At 40.3% G+C, this 15,794-nt stretch carries 15 protein-coding genes; all 15 read right to left on the reverse strand.

The annotated features are described in order from the left end of the window. Positions 1 to 51: 51 nt before the first annotated feature. On the reverse strand, positions 52 to 1,050 hold the full coding sequence (gene dusB / locus JFU50_RS09490; protein WP_053348971.1) for a tRNA dihydrouridine synthase DusB: 999 nt from the start codon (positions 1,048 to 1,050) through the stop codon (positions 52 to 54). Positions 1,051 to 1,074: 24 nt separating this feature from the next. Next, positions 1,075 to 1,287: a helix-turn-helix domain-containing protein gene (locus JFU50_RS09495; RefSeq protein ID WP_098177753.1), complete on the reverse strand. Its 213-nt coding sequence runs from the start codon at positions 1,285 to 1,287 to the stop codon at positions 1,075 to 1,077. Next, positions 1,239 to 1,766 (reverse strand): 2-amino-4-hydroxy-6-hydroxymethyldihydropteridine diphosphokinase, encoded by a 528-nt coding sequence (gene folK, locus JFU50_RS09500; protein ID WP_201222459.1) that lies wholly within the window; start codon positions 1,764 to 1,766, stop codon positions 1,239 to 1,241. Before folK ends, JFU50_RS09495 begins: the two co-directional genes overlap by 49 nt. 2 nt (positions 1,767 to 1,768) lie before the next feature. After that, positions 1,769 to 2,128, reverse strand: coding sequence for a dihydroneopterin aldolase (gene folB, locus JFU50_RS09505; RefSeq protein WP_201187826.1), 360 nt, complete (start codon positions 2,126 to 2,128; stop codon positions 1,769 to 1,771). After that, positions 2,121 to 2,966: a dihydropteroate synthase gene (folP, locus tag JFU50_RS09510; RefSeq protein ID WP_201187824.1), complete on the reverse strand. Its 846-nt coding sequence runs from the start codon at positions 2,964 to 2,966 to the stop codon at positions 2,121 to 2,123. The genes folB and folP overlap by 8 nt, the downstream gene beginning before the upstream one ends. A gap of 162 nt (positions 2,967 to 3,128) precedes the next feature. Continuing rightward, positions 3,129 to 4,055, reverse strand: a complete 927-nt coding sequence (gene cysK, locus JFU50_RS09515) for a cysteine synthase A (RefSeq protein ID WP_053348976.1) — start codon at positions 4,053 to 4,055, stop codon at positions 3,129 to 3,131. 129 nt (positions 4,056 to 4,184) lie between these two features. Continuing rightward, on the reverse strand, positions 4,185 to 5,081 hold the full coding sequence (locus JFU50_RS09520; RefSeq protein WP_053348977.1) for a peptidyl-prolyl cis-trans isomerase: 897 nt from the start codon (positions 5,079 to 5,081) through the stop codon (positions 4,185 to 4,187). 19 nt (positions 5,082 to 5,100) lie between these two features. Further along, entirely contained in the window at positions 5,101 to 5,982 is an 882-nt protein-coding gene (gene hslO / locus JFU50_RS09525) for an Hsp33 family molecular chaperone HslO (protein WP_057217165.1), read from the reverse strand. A gap of 33 nt (positions 5,983 to 6,015) precedes the next feature. Then, positions 6,016 to 6,795 (reverse strand): type III pantothenate kinase, encoded by a 780-nt coding sequence (locus JFU50_RS09530; RefSeq protein ID WP_201187820.1) that lies wholly within the window; start codon positions 6,793 to 6,795, stop codon positions 6,016 to 6,018. 182 nt (positions 6,796 to 6,977) lie between these two features. Further along, positions 6,978 to 9,038 carry an ATP-dependent zinc metalloprotease FtsH gene (gene ftsH / locus JFU50_RS09535; protein ID WP_082612830.1) on the reverse strand — a complete coding sequence of 687 codons (2,061 nt, stop codon included), beginning with the start codon at positions 9,036 to 9,038 and terminating at the stop codon, positions 6,978 to 6,980. A gap of 117 nt (positions 9,039 to 9,155) precedes the next feature. Continuing rightward, entirely contained in the window at positions 9,156 to 9,695 is a 540-nt protein-coding gene (hpt, locus tag JFU50_RS09540) for a hypoxanthine phosphoribosyltransferase (RefSeq protein ID WP_053349019.1), read from the reverse strand. Positions 9,696 to 9,727: 32 nt separating this feature from the next. After that, entirely contained in the window at positions 9,728 to 11,122 is a 1,395-nt protein-coding gene (tilS, locus tag JFU50_RS09545) for a tRNA lysidine(34) synthetase TilS (protein WP_201187818.1), read from the reverse strand. Between the two features lie 94 nt (positions 11,123 to 11,216). Continuing rightward, positions 11,217 to 12,200 carry a protein kinase domain-containing protein gene (locus JFU50_RS09550; RefSeq protein ID WP_397443390.1) on the reverse strand — a complete coding sequence of 328 codons (984 nt, stop codon included), beginning with the start codon at positions 12,198 to 12,200 and terminating at the stop codon, positions 11,217 to 11,219. Further along, a complete protein-coding gene (locus tag JFU50_RS09555; protein ID WP_053348980.1) occupies positions 12,166 to 12,903 on the reverse strand; it encodes a VWA domain-containing protein in 738 nt (245 codons plus the stop codon). Before JFU50_RS09555 ends, JFU50_RS09550 begins: the two co-directional genes overlap by 35 nt. Before the next feature lie 208 nt (positions 12,904 to 13,111). Then, complete coding sequence (gene spoIIE / locus JFU50_RS09560) at positions 13,112 to 15,586, reverse strand: stage II sporulation protein E (RefSeq protein ID WP_201222461.1); 2,475 nt, start codon at positions 15,584 to 15,586, stop codon at positions 13,112 to 13,114. Positions 15,587 to 15,794 lie beyond the last annotated feature (208 nt).

Genomic DNA, 15,794 nt, shown 5'->3' on the forward strand with positions numbered 1-15,794 from the left:
GGCAGTTTTAGATAAGCGTATTATAGGAAAACAGGAAGGTAATGTCAAACATCAGACCATTTGAATATTCTGTTGCTTCGCTTCAATATCATCAACAAGTCCATAAAGAAGGCTTACAACATCTTCTCTTGTCTCACAATCATTAATGCCTTTACGAGCATTAGCATTCCCTTTAACACCCTTTAGGTACCAAGAAGCATGCTTGCGCATTTCACGGACAGCAACATTTTCATTTTTCAATGCAATTAGTCGATCCATGTGAAGAACGCAAACATCCATTTTTTCACGAACTGTAGGCTCATCCATCAGTTGTCCTGTTTCTAAATATTTAACAGTACGGTAGATCATCCAAGGATTACCTAGAGCTGCACGGCCAATCATGACTCCATCGACACCAGTCTCTTTTAACATTCTCTCCGCTTCCTGAGGTGTTTCCACATCACCGTTCCCGATAAGGGGAATATTAATGGATTTTTTCACTTCACGAATGATATCCCAGTTAGCTTTTCCTTCATACATTTGAACTCGAGTTCTACCATGGAGAGAAACTGCTTTACCACCTGCACGTTCCACAGCTTGAGCATTTTGAATAGCAAAGATATGTTCCTCGTCCCAGCCCATACGCATTTTAACAGTAACTGGCTTTTCAACAGCATCAACAACCGCTGAAACCATCTCATAAATTTTATTCGGGTCTAGTAACCATTTTGCACCAGCATCACATTTGGTGATCTTCGGAACAGGGCAACCCATATTTATATCAATGATGTCGGCATTTGTATTTTTATCTACAAACTGTGCAGCTTCTACCAATGATTTCTTTTCACCACCAAAGATTTGCAAGCTTAGCGGCTTCTCTCTTTCATCTATATAAAGCATATTCATCGTTCTTGCATTTTGAAGAACGATTCCCTTATCACTGACCATCTCCGCGCAGACTAATCCAGCACCAAATTCTTTGACCGTCAAACGGAATGCTGAGTTACATACTCCAGCCATCGGTGCAAGCACTACTGGATTCTTCATTTCAATATCGCCTATTTTTAACACGGTGTGGCCTCCTATAACATTCTTTCATTTATCCTCAGGCGGTCTAAGCTCCTCAATGGAAACACGGAGCACATCCGCCACTTCTATTAAAAACGACTCTGAAGGATTGCGGTTCCCTCTTTCGACTTCTCCTAGTAAGGAAACAGAAACGCCAATTTCTTTCGCAAACCCTTCTTGGGTAAATCCCTTTAACTTTCGAAAAGCGCGAATACGCCTTCCCCATTTTTCGCCTTCCATAATCGAACTCCTTCTTTATCCGGAATCTGTTCAAGCAGGCCGCTCAAAGGTGTATACATTTGCGGAAGTTTAATATCAGGGTCCACTTCCATTAAAGGCACGAGCACGAATGCTCTTTCTTGCATCCGAGGATGTGGGACTGAAAGAATCTCTGTCTCAATATTTTCATGATTATATAACAAAATGTCAAGGTCTAAAGTACGGGGTCCCCATCTAACTTCCCTTTTTCTTCCTAATCCTTGTTCAATCTGCATACAAGTTCGCAGTAACTCCTCTGGCTTTAAATCCGTTTTCACTTTAAAAACAGCGTTTAAAAAACAATCCTGATCAGCGTATCCGACTGGGTCTGTTTCGTATAAAGACGAGCAGGCAACCAACTCGATGTGTGCGTTTTCAGCCAATAATTGGAAAGCGTTTTGGATGGTGACTAGGCGATCTCCTAGATTCGATCCAATTGAAAGGTACGAAATATTTACCACCGTCAGCGCCCTCTTACAATTTCTACAGCAACCGATTCATAGTGCCCTGCTATAGGTGGATCTGGTTTATAGACTTTCACGGTGCACTTCTCAATTGAAGAAAACTTATTAAGTAATTCTGAGGCAATCTCTTCGGCAACGGCTTCCACTAACTTAAACGGCTTCCCTTCAACAACGCCTTTACAAACTTCATATAACTCTCCATAATTTATTGAGTCCTCTAGTTCATCACTCTTCCCCGCCTTGGCTAAATCGGCCTCTACAATCAAATCCACTTTAAACCGCTGCCCAAGCTTCGTTTCTTCCGGAAACACACCATGATAACCATAAAACTCCATTTTATTCACAAAAATTTTATCCATTGAAACCACCTTTTCCTAAAAGAGCATCCATCATCTTAGCGGTGCGTGCCATTTCCTTAACGTCATGAACACGTACCATTTGACAGCCTTGTTGAATTCCATTACAGATTGTGGCAGCCGTACCTTCCACTCGCTCACTAGGCGGCAAATCGAGAACATGTCCAATCATGGACTTTCTTGATGTCGCAAGAAGCACAGGGTAACCTAATGATACCAGCTTATCAAGATTCCTCATCATTTCCAAATTTAACTTTAAGTCTTTCGCAAACCCTATGCCGGGGTCGAGAATGATATTTTCATCCTGGACTCCCGCTTTCTTTACAATCGTGATGCTTTCAAACAAATCTTGAAGGACATCCCGGACAAAATGACGATAATCCATTTTGTCCCGGTTATGCATTAAAATAATCGGCACCTGATACTTTGCTGCAACACTTGCCATCATGGTATCAGCCTTTGCCCCCCAAATATCATTTAATATATGCGCTCCTGCTTTTACTGCTTCCTCTGCAACCCTAGACTTATATGTATCGATTGAGATTGGAACTTGAATATTACGGGAGATAGCCTCAATGATAGGGGCTACTCTCTCTATCTCTTCCTCATCCGAAATCCGCTCATAATTAGGACGGGTGGACTCTCCGCCAATGTCCAAAACATCAGCTCCGTCCTTAACCATCTGTTCAGCATGCTTCAAAGCAGCATCTACCCGGTTATATTTCCCGCCATCCGAAAAGGAATCTGGCGTAACATTTAAAATCCCCATAATTAAGGTCTTCTTGCTGTAATCCAATTCAAATGAACCACATGTAATCTTTAAAGTATCAGATAATGACATCCAGCGTTCTCCTTCACCAAAAAAATCTATATATACGAGTTTACCTATTTACATAGGTAAAGTGCAAGCACCTTAGAGAATAGAAAAAATCTGTTAGTCTTTACTACAAAAAAGAAAAGCAAAGCCCCTATAGGAACTTTGCTTCTCGTTTAATGGTTAATCTTACTCAAAGTTATATAACGGTGTACTTAAGTAACGTTCACCATTACTTGGTATGATAGCAAGTACCTTTTTGCCTTTTCCAAGTTTATCAGCTACTTTAATAGCCGCAGCGATGGCACCACCAGAAGAAATTCCACCAAGGATCCCTTCTTCTTTGGCTGCACGACGTGCGTAATCAAACGATTCCTCTGTATCAACTTGTATGATTTCATCGTAAAGATCAGTATTTAAAATACTTGGGATGAAGCCTGCGCCGATTCCTTGAATTTTATGTGGCCCTGGTTTCCCGCCAGATAATACAGGAGAATCTGCAGGCTCAACAGCGTAGATTTTAATGTCAGGGTATTTTTCACGTAGCACTTCTCCCGCACCTGTAATTGTTCCGCCAGTACCGATTCCTGCAATAAATGCATCCAGACCATCGTCACCAAAAGCTTCTACAATTTCAGGACCAGTAGTGTTACGGTGCACTTCAGGATTTGCTTTGTTTTCGAATTGCTGTGGAATAAAGTATCCTTTTTCTTTAGATAGCTCCGTTGCCTTAGCAATTGCGCCTTTCATTCCTTCTGGTCCAGGTGTAAGAACTAACTCTGCTCCATAAGCACGAAGCAAGTTACGACGTTCCAAGCTCATTGTTTCTGGCATAACAAGGATAGATTTATATCCTTTTGCTGCAGCTACCATTGCAAGCCCTATTCCAGTGTTTCCGCTTGTAGGTTCAATGATCGTATCACCTTGTTTAAGGTCTCCGCTTTTTTCTGCCGCTTCAATCATCGCAAGAGCGATTCGGTCTTTTACACTACTGCCCGGGTTAAAATACTCAAGTTTCAAATAAATATCTGCACTGTTTTCATTTTGAAGCTTGTTTAATTTTACAATAGGTGTTTGTCCAATCAAATCTATTACAGAATTAGCTATACGTGCCATGTTCTCCACTCCTTATCATCCCAATACCGAGTATGTTTATTGGTTTTATTAATTTAAAGTTACCAGTTTTAATAGTTCATTGTCAATGATTATCTACTATATTCTAAATTTTCTTTCACAACTATTGACCTATTTCTGTTCTTTCAATCCATAAAACCATTCTACATCTAATTCGTCCCAAAAAATCTTTCCGGAAACCGGTGACTGAATCTGTTCAAGAGCTATTTGGCGGTGAATTTGGTCTTTAACTTCATCATACGTATATTGATTGCCCTCTATTTTTTCATGCAAATAGAGAACAGCCCACCCTTCATCTGTTTCTACAGGACCACTCCACTTATTTACCTTTAATTTCTCTGCAGCTGTAATGTATTCCTTAGAAACTTGCTCGTTATCTTGCGATATATATCCCAAGTCGCCCCCTTGATTGGCAGTAAATTCATCAAGCGACTTTTCCATTGCTAAAACAGCAAACGAAACGCCTTTCTCCAACTCATTAATGATTTGATCTGCTTGCTTTTTTGTAGACGAGGTAATATGAGAAATATGATACGTAGTAGGGATTCGGTATATATCCTTATTGTTATCATAATATTTCTGCATCGCCGTTTCGGAAACCGAAACGTCCTTGGTAAGCAACTTCTCAAGCAGGAGACTCGATTGAATTTCCTGCCTCAATTGATCTGTACTTTTATTAAGAGTCTGACCGGCGGTCCCATACATCGTTTTCATCATTTTAAGTTCCCGATCAACCTCTTCATCCGAAGTTTTCACTTTGTATTTTTCTGCAGCTTGTTTCACTACCTCTTTATCGACCATTTCCTCAAGAACATCTTCCCCGTATCTCTTTTCGAGTTCATTAATCCATGCTTCCCGGGAAATATCTGTAGATCCAATCTTTGCAACCGTTTCTTCCCCAATAACGGATTTTGAGATGATTAATGGTTTTATAACAAAGATAACGATAGTCAATAGGTTCAACAAGGCAAGGCCGGCAATAATTGCCCGAAGCTTTTGTTTAGGCAAAACCCTTTTCCCCCGTCAATTATTTTTTGGTTTCTGCTTCTAATTCCTCAAGGTCTTCTTTCGAGAACTGGTAGGTCTCATTACAAAAATGGCATTGTGCCTCTGCATGTCCCTCTGTCTCAATAATATCCCGAATCTCATTTTGTCCAAGACTAATCAATGCATTGGCAATTCTCTCCCTTGAACATTGACAGGAGAACTCGACATCCATTTTTTCTAAGATTTTCACATTACCCTCACCTAAAATCTCCGTTAGGATTTCCTCTGGAGTCAGGCCATTTTGAATCATTTTAGAGACAGGAGTTATCGTGCTTAGTCGACTCTCGATTTTAGAAATCGTGTCATCGGATGTACCAGGCATTAGTTGAATGATAAATCCACCTGCTGCAAGTATCGAATTATCCGGATTCACCAGAACCCCAACCCCCACTGAAGAAGGCACCTGTTCGGAAGTTACAAAATAATAAGTGAAATCTTCTCCTAATTCTCCCGATACAAGCGGTACTTGTCCTGAAAAGTGATCACGCAGACCAATATCTTTCACAACTGTCAACAATCCATCAGTACCAACCGCTCTACTGACATCTAACTTTCCTTGTTTATTCAGGTCAAAGTGGGTTTGAGGATTTGTCACATATCCCCGCACTTCGCCCTTAGCGTTACTGTCGACAAGAATTGATCCAATTGGACCTCCGCCTTCGATTTTAATCGTCAGCTTTTCTTCACCTTTTAACATGCCGCCCATCATCACGCCTGCCGTCATTGCACGCCCAAGGGCTGCGGAAGCAGTAGGCCATGTATAATGGCGTCGCTGAGCTTCTCCTACGGTATCCGTTGTTGAAACAGCATATGCCCGAACCTGTCCTTCATAGCCTAACGCCTTTATTAGATAATCCTTCATTTGTTGTGCTCCTTCCATGCTGTGATTCCTTCTTTATTTCTTCACTTGCTCACGATTACGTTTATAAATCAGCTGCAATCCTTTTAAGGTCAAAAATGGTTCAACAACGTCAATCACAGTAGACTCATTAGCAATTAAGGTCGCTAGTCCGCCAGTAGCTATTACCGTTGGCTCTAGATTACTTTGTGCTTTAATTCGATTTACGATTCCTTCTACCTGCCCGACATACCCATACAAAATGCCTGCCTGCATAGCGGATACTGTATTTTTCCCAATAACCCCATCAGGACGATTAATTTCTATTCTTGGAAGCTTGGCTGCTTTTGAATAAAGTGCTTCTGTAGAAATGTTAATACCCGGGGCAATGGCTCCACCCATGTATTGTTTATCCTCATTTATATAGCAATATGTCGTTGCCGTGCCAAAATCCACGATAATGAGAGGGCTTCCATATTCCTGAATGCCTGCAACAGCATTAACAATTCGGTCTGCTCCCACCTCACGGGGATTTTCGTATTTAATATTCAATCCAGTTTTTATTCCAGGTCCCACTATAAGCGGTTTTATACCAAAGTATTTTTTACACATGCGTTCAAGTGCAAACATAATTGGCGGTACAACTGAAGAAATGATGATGCCATCGAATTGATCAAACGAAAGACCTTCATGTTGTAGCAAAGACTTTATGACCATTCCATACTCATCTTCTGTCTTATTACGGCTCGTCTCAATTCGCCAATGATATTTTAAAATATCTTCATCGTATACGCCCAATACAGTATTCGTATTCCCAACATCCAATACAAAAATCATCGTAATCATCACTCCGGTAAATTATTCTCCCACATCATACCACACTGTTATTTCCCACGCTATTAGTCAAACTTTTCGAGAGGTAAAAAAATCCAATCAGATTTTTCTTAGCCCCACATATTTATTTAAGGGTTAAGAAAAGGGTATTTCCGAGGCGGAAATACCCTTTTGAATTAGTCAACTTAAGACTTTTTATTGTCATCTTCGTTCGGGAAGGAAAGCGGCTGATCTTGAGGTGTTCCTTCTTTGATTGGAGGAGTATTCAATCCTTCCTCCGTTACTTCAAGGTCCTCAGGTCCTCTCTTATCCAATGGATCTAAAAGAGCTTCTTTTTCTTCCTTCTTCGTATTGATGTTTACCTTGACATTCTCATCAGTAGTTAAATTCCCATTTAGAGCGGTATAATCCCGTTCTGGCAATTTACCGTTATGGAATAAACCTTTGATTTGTTCAGCATCAAGTGTTTCTACTTCAAGCAAGGTTTTGGCAACCAAATCAAGTTTTTCACGATTTTCAGTAAGAATTTTCTTACATCTTTCGTATGCTTCTCTAATGATACGTTGAATTTCAAGATCAATTTCATATGCTATTGCATCTGAATAATTTTGATCATTATTGAAATCGCGGCCTAAGAAGACCTGACCTTGTGAATTACCGAATTGAAGAGGTCCAAGCTTACTCATACCATATTCCATAACCATGCTACGGGCTATGCCTGTTGCACGTTGGAAGTCATTATGAGCTCCGGTACTCACTTCACCGAATGTAACTTCTTCGGAAACCCGGCCACCTAAAAGGCCAACAATCTTATCTTTTAGTTCAGGCTCCGTCATGAAGAAACGATCTTCTTTCGGAAGCATTACTGCATATCCACCAGCTTGACCACGAGGGACAATCGTAACTTTATGAACCACTTCGGCATCATCAAGAACCAATCCGATAATAGTATGGCCTGCTTCATGCCATGCTACAATATTCCGTTCTTTTTTAGAAATAACACGGTTTTTCTTAGCAGGTCCGGCAATAACGCGATCCGAGGCTTCATCCAAATCGGACATGTCGATCTTCTTCTTATCTTGACGTGCTGCTACAAGAGCTGCTTCATTTAGTAAGTTTTCAAGATCGGCACCAGAAAATCCAGGTGTACGCTGAGCTATTGCTTTTAAATCAACAGTCTCCGCTAAAGGCTTGTTACGTGCATGGACCTTCAGTACTTCTTCACGGCCTTTAACATCCGGGCGGCCAACCGTAATTTGACGGTCAAAACGTCCAGGGCGCAATAGTGCCGGATCTAATACATCAGCTCGGTTTGTCGCGGCGATAATAATGATACCTTCATTTCCACCGAAACCGTCCATTTCTACAAGTAATTGGTTTAGCGTTTGTTCACGTTCATCGTGTCCGCCACCAAGACCAGCGCCACGTTGACGTCCTACTGCATCAATTTCATCAATAAAGATGATACATGGTGCATTTTTCTTAGCATTTTCAAACAAATCACGAACACGTGATGCACCGACCCCTACAAACATTTCAACAAAATCAGAACCACTGATTGAGAAGAAAGGAGTACCGGCTTCACCAGCTACTGCCCGGGCAAGTAAAGTTTTACCTGTACCAGGAGGTCCCACTAAAAGTACTCCTTTTGGAATACGGGCACCGAGCTCGGCATATTTGCGAGGATCTTTTAAAAATTCAACGACCTCTACAAGTTCCTGCTTTTCTTCGTCCGCTCCAGCAACATCATTGAAGCGTACTTTTTTCTTATCATCATTATACAATTTCGCCTTACTTTTCCCGAAGTTCATGACGCGACCACCGCCGCCACCTTGAGCTTGGTTAAGTAAAAAGAAGAAGAGGATAAAAATGATTACAAATGGAATAATGGAAGTGAAAAATGTCACCCAGCCACTTGTCTTTTCTGGAGGTTCAACAGTGATGATGTCTTTACCTAACTTAGTTACGGCATCATTAATTCGACTCTGCGAATATTCACTGAAAGGCACGTACGTCACAAAGTATTTGTTTTCCTCATAACCTTTGAGCTTCCCTGTGATTTCAAACACACTGCTTTCGGGCTGCATCGTTAGTGATGTAACGTCCCCACTCTCCAAATGCTTATAGAATTCATCTTGGGTCATTTTCTGTGTTGGTTCATTGTTATTATTAAAGATGCTTACAATCCCAATGATGACCAAAAAGATCAGTAAATAAAATATGGTATTACGGAAGATCCGATTCATCCCTTACCTCCTCCCACGGGTAAACAAACTATAGTAAATACTATCATATAAAATTAATGAATTACAATAATTTAACACCGCTGTTTTTATCTGGTCTTCTCTTTCAAACAGGTACTATTAATTCGAGTAAATTTCAGGCTTTAATATGCCAATATACGGGAGATTACGATATTTTTCTGCAAAATCAAGACCGTATCCGACAACAAATGCGTCTGGTACGATAAATCCAAAATAGTCCGGAGTAATATCTGCTTTCCTGCCTGTTGGTTTATCTAATAAGGTAACGATTTTAATTGATTTTGCTTTTCTATAACGGAAAAGTTCAGCAAGGTAGCTCAGGGTCAAACCGCTGTCGATAATGTCTTCAATAATTAAAATATCACGGCCTTCTACTGATGTATCAAGATCTTTAATGATTTTCACTTCACCAGAAGATACAGTGGAGTTGCCGTAGCTTGAAACATCCATGAAGTCCATTTCAAGGTGTGTATCCACACGTTTTAGTAAATCTGACATAAATGGCATGGCGCCTTTTAGCACACCGATAGCCAACGGAAACTTACCTTGGTAATCAGCTTCAAGCTGTGCTCCAAGTTCCCTGATTTTTTTTTGAAGTTCTTCCTCAGTTATTAAAACTTTTTCAATGTCATTTTGCATGGTCATTGTAATTAATTGCCCCCCATGAAGAATTAAGCTTTTTTATATTCTAAGTAGATTAAAGATGTTTCATCAGAAATTATATCCGGTTCAACATTCGATTTTTTCAAGCCAGGAAGCCAAATAACCGTTCCTGCCTGATCGACGATAACCGGCCATACATTTCTTTCTAGCAACGGGATTTTTTCATTAATAAAAATCTCCTTCAACTTTTTACTTCCACCCAATCCCTTAACTGCCATCCGTTCGCCTTCATTCCTAGTTCGGACTGTAAGCGGAAACTGAACCGCGGATTCGGGAAGAATAAAAGAATAGTTTCCTCTAAGAACGGGAATTTCTTCTTTTATATAGTGCGCTTTAATCTTATATCCATTCGGAAGAATAGTCTCACCGGGAATTTGTAATTTAAGGGAATATTTTTGGCTTTCTTGCCGAAAAAATCTAAAGGTACAAGTTTTATATGATTTTTCCGCAATAAGGCCCTCCGGAAGATGCAATTCTGCAGATGGTTGAGGATTTAAAAACAAAGCTAAAAGTTGGTCAATATGTAATGCTGAAAGCGATGAAGGTCTCTCCAAATAAAGATAGTTTAATATTAGTTGAATCGCTCTTCTTTGTAAAGGTTTAGGCATCGCCAGAACCCTATCAATCTGAATTACTGCATAATCTTTTTCCTGTTGAGCCCAAACCTCAGGCATTTTGCTTGAGACAAGGTTCAGAAAAAACTCTTCATCTTCATAAAGTTCTTCACTAAAGCGTTGAAAATGATCGTGAACCTTTCTATTTTCTTTCTTTAAAAATGGAAGAACTTCATGCCTAAAACGGTTTCTTACATAGTCATCTTTTTCGTTGCTCGGGTCATACCTTGGCTCAAGTTTATGAATACCCGCATATTCAATTATTTCGTCTTTGGTAAGTTCAAGAAAGGGCCTTATTAGATAACCGGTATGAAAAGGTCTCTTTAGAGGAATACCCGCTCTGGCCTTACCTGTCGCCCCTCTTGTTAAACGCATGAGCACCGTTTCAATTTGATCATCTCCATGATGCCCTAAAACAAGAGTGGAGGTTTGGTGTTTAGCCATCATTTCTTCATAGAAAGCAAAACGTAACTTTCTTGAAGTTAATTGGGAGCTTTCTCCTGTCTGTTCTATATAGGCTGGTACGTCGATCCTTCTACCTTCAAAAACGATGCCCCACTGTTCACATATTTGTTCGACATACTTATAATCTTCGTAGGATTCCTCGCCACGGAACATATGGTCAACACTCGCTACAGTTAACTCGTAATGAAAAAGAGGTTGAACTTGCTTTAGAAAATGGAGAAGAACCAATGAGTCAGGACCCCCAGAAACACCTACAAGCAACTTCGACTTTTCCTGAATTAATTCGTTTCTATAAATGGTCTTAAGAACTTTTTCCTTTAACATACAATCTTCCTTCTTTTATGGACAGGTATTATTTTATACGATTCAAACATGAAATGGTTTCAAATATTCCATGTTGGTAACGTATTTAACTATATCATAACAACTGTTCATATATGTAAAGAACATAGAGTATCGATATTATAGCAACCAGCAAAAAAGTTTCAAAAAAACCTCCCTTCATTTTTTTAGAATGACTCTGAGACCTTCTTGCTTGTCTCGTTGTAGCTTGCCTTGTCGCAGTTTGACTCGAGGGCTTTTTCTTTAAATGATTTTGATTACTTAGCATAGTAACTAGGTCCTCCCGCATTTGTAATGCTGAATCATACTTCCCGAGTAGTGCTTTATCTAGCATCTTTCTATATGGGTGTAATTCCTTTTTCTGCTTAATCAAGTCGATAAGCTGCCGATACCCCTCCCCTTTCTTGTGAAAACGTGCAGGATAGGCAGAATTGATGATTATCATCGCTACCGCGAACAAATCATATTGTGGATCAGCCTTTCTTGACCCAAGTCCCCAATAACCTCTGTCGAAGAACTCGGTGAACTCTTTAACAGATCTACCAATCAAGGTTGTCCCACCAACATCTACACATCGGACTTTGTAGGCTGGAGAGGTCACTATTAAATTCTCAGGTTTTAAATCACCGAATACCCAGCCATTTGTATGCAAAGCTGACAAACTAGTTAATAACTGAAGCATTAAGACACCAATCCACGATGATCCTTTTTTTTCAATAAAACGCAAAAAATCGTGCCCATGGATATATTCCATAACATAAAAAGGTAGCTGCTTTCCTGTTTCCATAAAGTCGTCCGCTTCCAAAAAGGAAGGTCCAAGGGTAGACCCCTGGACCTTGGAAAAGGATTTTAGGATATTCATCTCTGAAATAATAGACGTCCCATTATCACTGAGCTTAAGCGCATAATGACGATTTTCACTTTCCACCAAATAGACAATCCCGTTAGCGCCACACCCCAATTCCTTGATAATTTTGTACCGGTTTTTATTCCACTTTCCAGTGATTAAGCTGCCAGGAAGGAGTTTACATTGATTCCTCAAAGTATTGTTCATCATCATGTGATAACAATCCCCTCAATGAACGTTTTTTATTAAAATAAGATAAAGCTTCACGAATTGCTGGCCCTGTTGGAGTGAGCCCACCTGTACTAAGCTTAGGGAAAGTTGCCGTCAAAGCTTCAAGGTTCGGGGTCCAATCAAGCAACTTTTCCACATCATTTCTTTTCCCAGGAAATACGAATACGGAAAATCGGCTGTCACCCATTCTTGCATTCATACTTAGGGAAAGATCTAATAAGGATTCTTTTACAGTTGGCAGCTTATGTTTCATACTCGCACTTGTATCGACAAGAATTAGCACTTCAAGCTTGCTAGTTTCCCCAAGCTCATCAACCACCTCCATCACTTCTCCTCGTTTATCCGGAGGGAGATCTTCCATTGTTCTTGAATCACCTAATATTTGTTGAAGTTCACGATTAATAACTCCCTGTATGGTTTGAGTCATTGCCTTTTGGGTAACCATTTGGACGGTTTGTGACAACTGCTGTGCATAGACAATTTGGCTTACACCACCCCCGGAACCAGCAATCTTCTCAATTTCTTTAAGTCCCTTTTCATCTATCACATCATTTTCCATGACACCTATGACATTGATGGTTATGCCTTGCTCCCGTGCTAAAGCAGCCATAGCAGCCGGCTCCTCACCATGATTTGAACAGCCGTCGGTAATAAGCAAAACCTGTCTTAATGTTCCTGCTTTCATGTTTGGCTCTCCCTTCCATTCAATCTATTACCATAATTGACTAAAAGGGGATAATTTATACACCAAAAACACACACTACCAAGTCACATTTCTTATACACTTTGGCAGTGGATCCATGGAGTTAACCAACTATTTCTTTACATAGCTGCCAACATAACACCTCGTTTGTAGACGACCTCCTTATCTTAATTTATGGAAAGATTTCTCGTTACTGAGCCTTTTTCCGTTTTGGTGAAACGGGGATGGATGCCCATTTCGGTGTATTATGTTTAATTTTTGAGGTTACCACTGTCATATCATCATCTATGATCCCTTTTGTTCGAATGACCTCTTCTAATATTAAATCAGATATTTCCTGTGGGTCATCTGTCTCCATTTCCTTGATTTTTCGTTTAAGCCAGAACTCGATATTTTCCACATGAGAGGGACCATCGAATACCCCATCACTCATCATTATTAAAATATCCCCTGCCTTTAGCTCCTCGGATACGACATCAACATCGAAATCCTGGATGATACCCATCGGCAGGTTACTTGATTCAATTTTAATGATTTTATCCCCCCTTTTAATGAAACTTGGTATCGAACATATTTTTAAAAACTTAGCCTTTGCATCCTGAAGGTCAATCATTGCCAGATCAAGAGTTGAAAATATTTCATCGGTCGTGCGAAGGGATAATACGGAGTTTACGGATTTAATGGCTATTTTTTCTTCTATTCCCGATTGTAAAAATTTTTGTAGCAGCTTCAAAGTCTCGGTGCTTTCAAAATGGGCCCTTTCCCCATTACCCATCCCATCACTAATGGCTATTGCAAATTTGCCGCAACTAATTTCCATGGTCGTATAACTATCTCCTGAAACAAGCCCTCCCCCCTTGGCAGCATGAGCCACACCCGTTTCGACCGTGAATTTTTTTGCTGACCTAAATATCACCTCACATTGCCCGTTTGGATAAGTTGCACACTCTTCGGAATGTACAACAATCGTTTCTCCTAAAATGTCTGAAAGCATAGGTGCAATCAACTTCTCACATTCCCCTCTGCCTTGGCAGTATGGGACACTCATCTCTATATCAACACCTCCCTGTTCAAGGCTGTATATTTCCACATAACCGATATGCAGGCCAAAATCCTGAATGGCCTCCATAATGGATTCCTCGTGTAAATGATGATTCTTCCTTTCCCTTTGAATTTCTTTCGCGAAATCATCCATCACTGCAGAAACTCCACGTAGTTGGTCCGCCACTAGCTTCCTGCTTTCTTTCACCTGCCTTTTTAACTTTTGGTTTGCTTCAAAGTAAGTAAGTTCCTGAGAAATTGCCCCAATGACCTGCGGCCCACGACTACAGTATTTCCCCCATTCTTTTGAAGTTTTTTGGGGGAGCTGTCCATTATTTTCACTTAATTGAAGCATAATTTCCTGCATACCGTCATAGGTTGTATTAAAGTTTTTAGCCCAGCATTGTTCCTTTTTAAAGCAGATTTGGCACGTTTTTTCAGTTACATTACTTAAAAAATAATCGAACTCTTTCTCATCTTCCTCCAATCTTCCTCGTTCATCTATTTGGGAAAAGCTATTTGAGAGCGCCTCAAATACATGAGAGAATTGTTCCACTCTTTGGGCGGTAACGTCCCTCACTTTCCGGGCATACTGTTGCTGTTCATCCGAGTTCTCTACGGTCCCGGGTATATGCTTTGCTATTTTATTGATTATGGAAGATGGTGTTAAAATAAATAACACCACAGCTATAAGTGATTCATAGAGGGTAACCATAATATTATTAGTTCCCTCTCCGTATAGACCAATTAGTAACGTAGCAATTAACAGGCCTGCCGCAACCCCTATCTTCCTACCCTCCTTCAACAAACCACCGAGCAGGCCTGAAAAAGCGAGGAGGCTCATTTGATAAAGGCTGGCTATACTCGCTAAGCTGAATATTAATCCGGTAACGACACCTACAGTGGAGCCTATGGCGGCCCCTCCCGCCAGCCCGAATAGGAGGACAAGGTACCGTGAAAATATATGATCGAGTGACAAGTCATATATCATCCACCCAATTGTTCCGGTCATCACCGACGCGAGTAGAATGATAATGCTGACGATCTCTTCTGTCTTTAAAGATTGTGACTTTGTCCGTATTGATAGCAGCGGGATGGACTGTATGAAAATTAAAGTTAAAATCATGGCGAGCCCCGCCTCTACTCCTATCATCATCAGGTCGTACAGCTGAATCGTTCGAAACACAAGATATTGCTCGGCCAGGTTTACCAGGAAGAGTGAAGCAAAGACGTACATCGACATCGTCTTAAATTGCCCTTCTACGGCCGGCTTCTTGATTTTATGAAATAAGAGAAGCAGGAACGCCGATGTAAAGATGACTAAACTATTAGAATAGTGAACGGTGAGCCCCCCAGCGATTAAGCCAAACAGTGCGAGTGGAGCTCGGTCACGTCTCATGAGAAAAACGGCTGCGAAAAACGGAAGCCCAAATGGTGCTAACTGCGAAAGAATTAATGCTCGTCCTAATAAAAAACCGATAATGGCTAAAGAGATACCTTTCTTTATAAAGATATCATCTGTTTTCGTTTGCAGCTGTTGGATCCAATTGATGGCTCCCTCCTTTGCTTCTTTTAACTGAACATCCCCAAGAGGTTCCATCATAGGTCTTTCTACTTTTTCCATTTCAACACCCCATTCATATTAGTGATTTTTATTATATAGAGGGCTTAACCATTTTTTTGTCAGAATTTTAAAAGCGCAAATGAAAAACGTTCGACGAAATTCTCCTTGAACAATCATTTGTATACAGGTTTTTATACCTTTTTTTAAAATACAGAAACAGGCGTTCTTTTTTTTTAAAGGAAAAGCAAAGTTTTTAGGTTATTTTTGT

The organism is Peribacillus sp. TH14 (genome assembly GCF_016651145.1).
GTDB classification, from domain to species: domain Bacteria; phylum Bacillota; class Bacilli; order Bacillales; family DSM-1321; genus Peribacillus; species Peribacillus butanolivorans.

Coding starts and splice junctions, on each gene's coding strand:
- JFU50_RS09495 (WP_098177753.1), bottom strand. CDS start 1,287: ATGGAAGGCGAAAAATGGGGAAGGCGTATTCGCGCTTTTCGAAAGTTA.
- folB (WP_201187826.1), bottom strand. CDS start 2,128: ATGGATAAAATTTTTGTGAATAAAATGGAGTTTTATGGTTATCATGGT.
- folP (WP_201187824.1), bottom strand. CDS start 2,966: ATGTCATTATCTGATACTTTAAAGATTACATGTGGTTCATTTGAATTG.
- cysK (WP_053348976.1), bottom strand. CDS start 4,055: ATGGCACGTATAGCTAATTCTGTAATAGATTTGATTGGACAAACACCT.
- hslO (WP_057217165.1), bottom strand. CDS start 5,982: ATGAAGGATTATCTAATAAAGGCGTTAGGCTATGAAGGACAGGTTCGG.
- JFU50_RS09530 (WP_201187820.1), bottom strand. CDS start 6,795: ATGATTTTTGTATTGGATGTTGGGAATACGAATACTGTATTGGGCGTA.
- ftsH (WP_082612830.1), bottom strand. CDS start 9,038: ATGAATCGGATCTTCCGTAATACCATATTTTATTTACTGATCTTTTTG.
- hpt (WP_053349019.1), bottom strand. CDS start 9,695: ATGCAAAATGACATTGAAAAAGTTTTAATAACTGAGGAAGAACTTCAA.
- tilS (WP_201187818.1), bottom strand. CDS start 11,122: ATGTTAAAGGAAAAAGTTCTTAAGACCATTTATAGAAACGAATTAATT.
- JFU50_RS09550 (WP_397443390.1), bottom strand. CDS start 12,200: ATGATGATGAACAATACTTTGAGGAATCAATGTAAACTCCTTCCTGGC.
- JFU50_RS09555 (WP_053348980.1), bottom strand. CDS start 12,903: ATGAAAGCAGGAACATTAAGACAGGTTTTGCTTATTACCGACGGCTGT.
- spoIIE (WP_201222461.1), bottom strand. CDS start 15,586: ATGGAAAAAGTAGAAAGACCTATGATGGAACCTCTTGGGGATGTTCAG.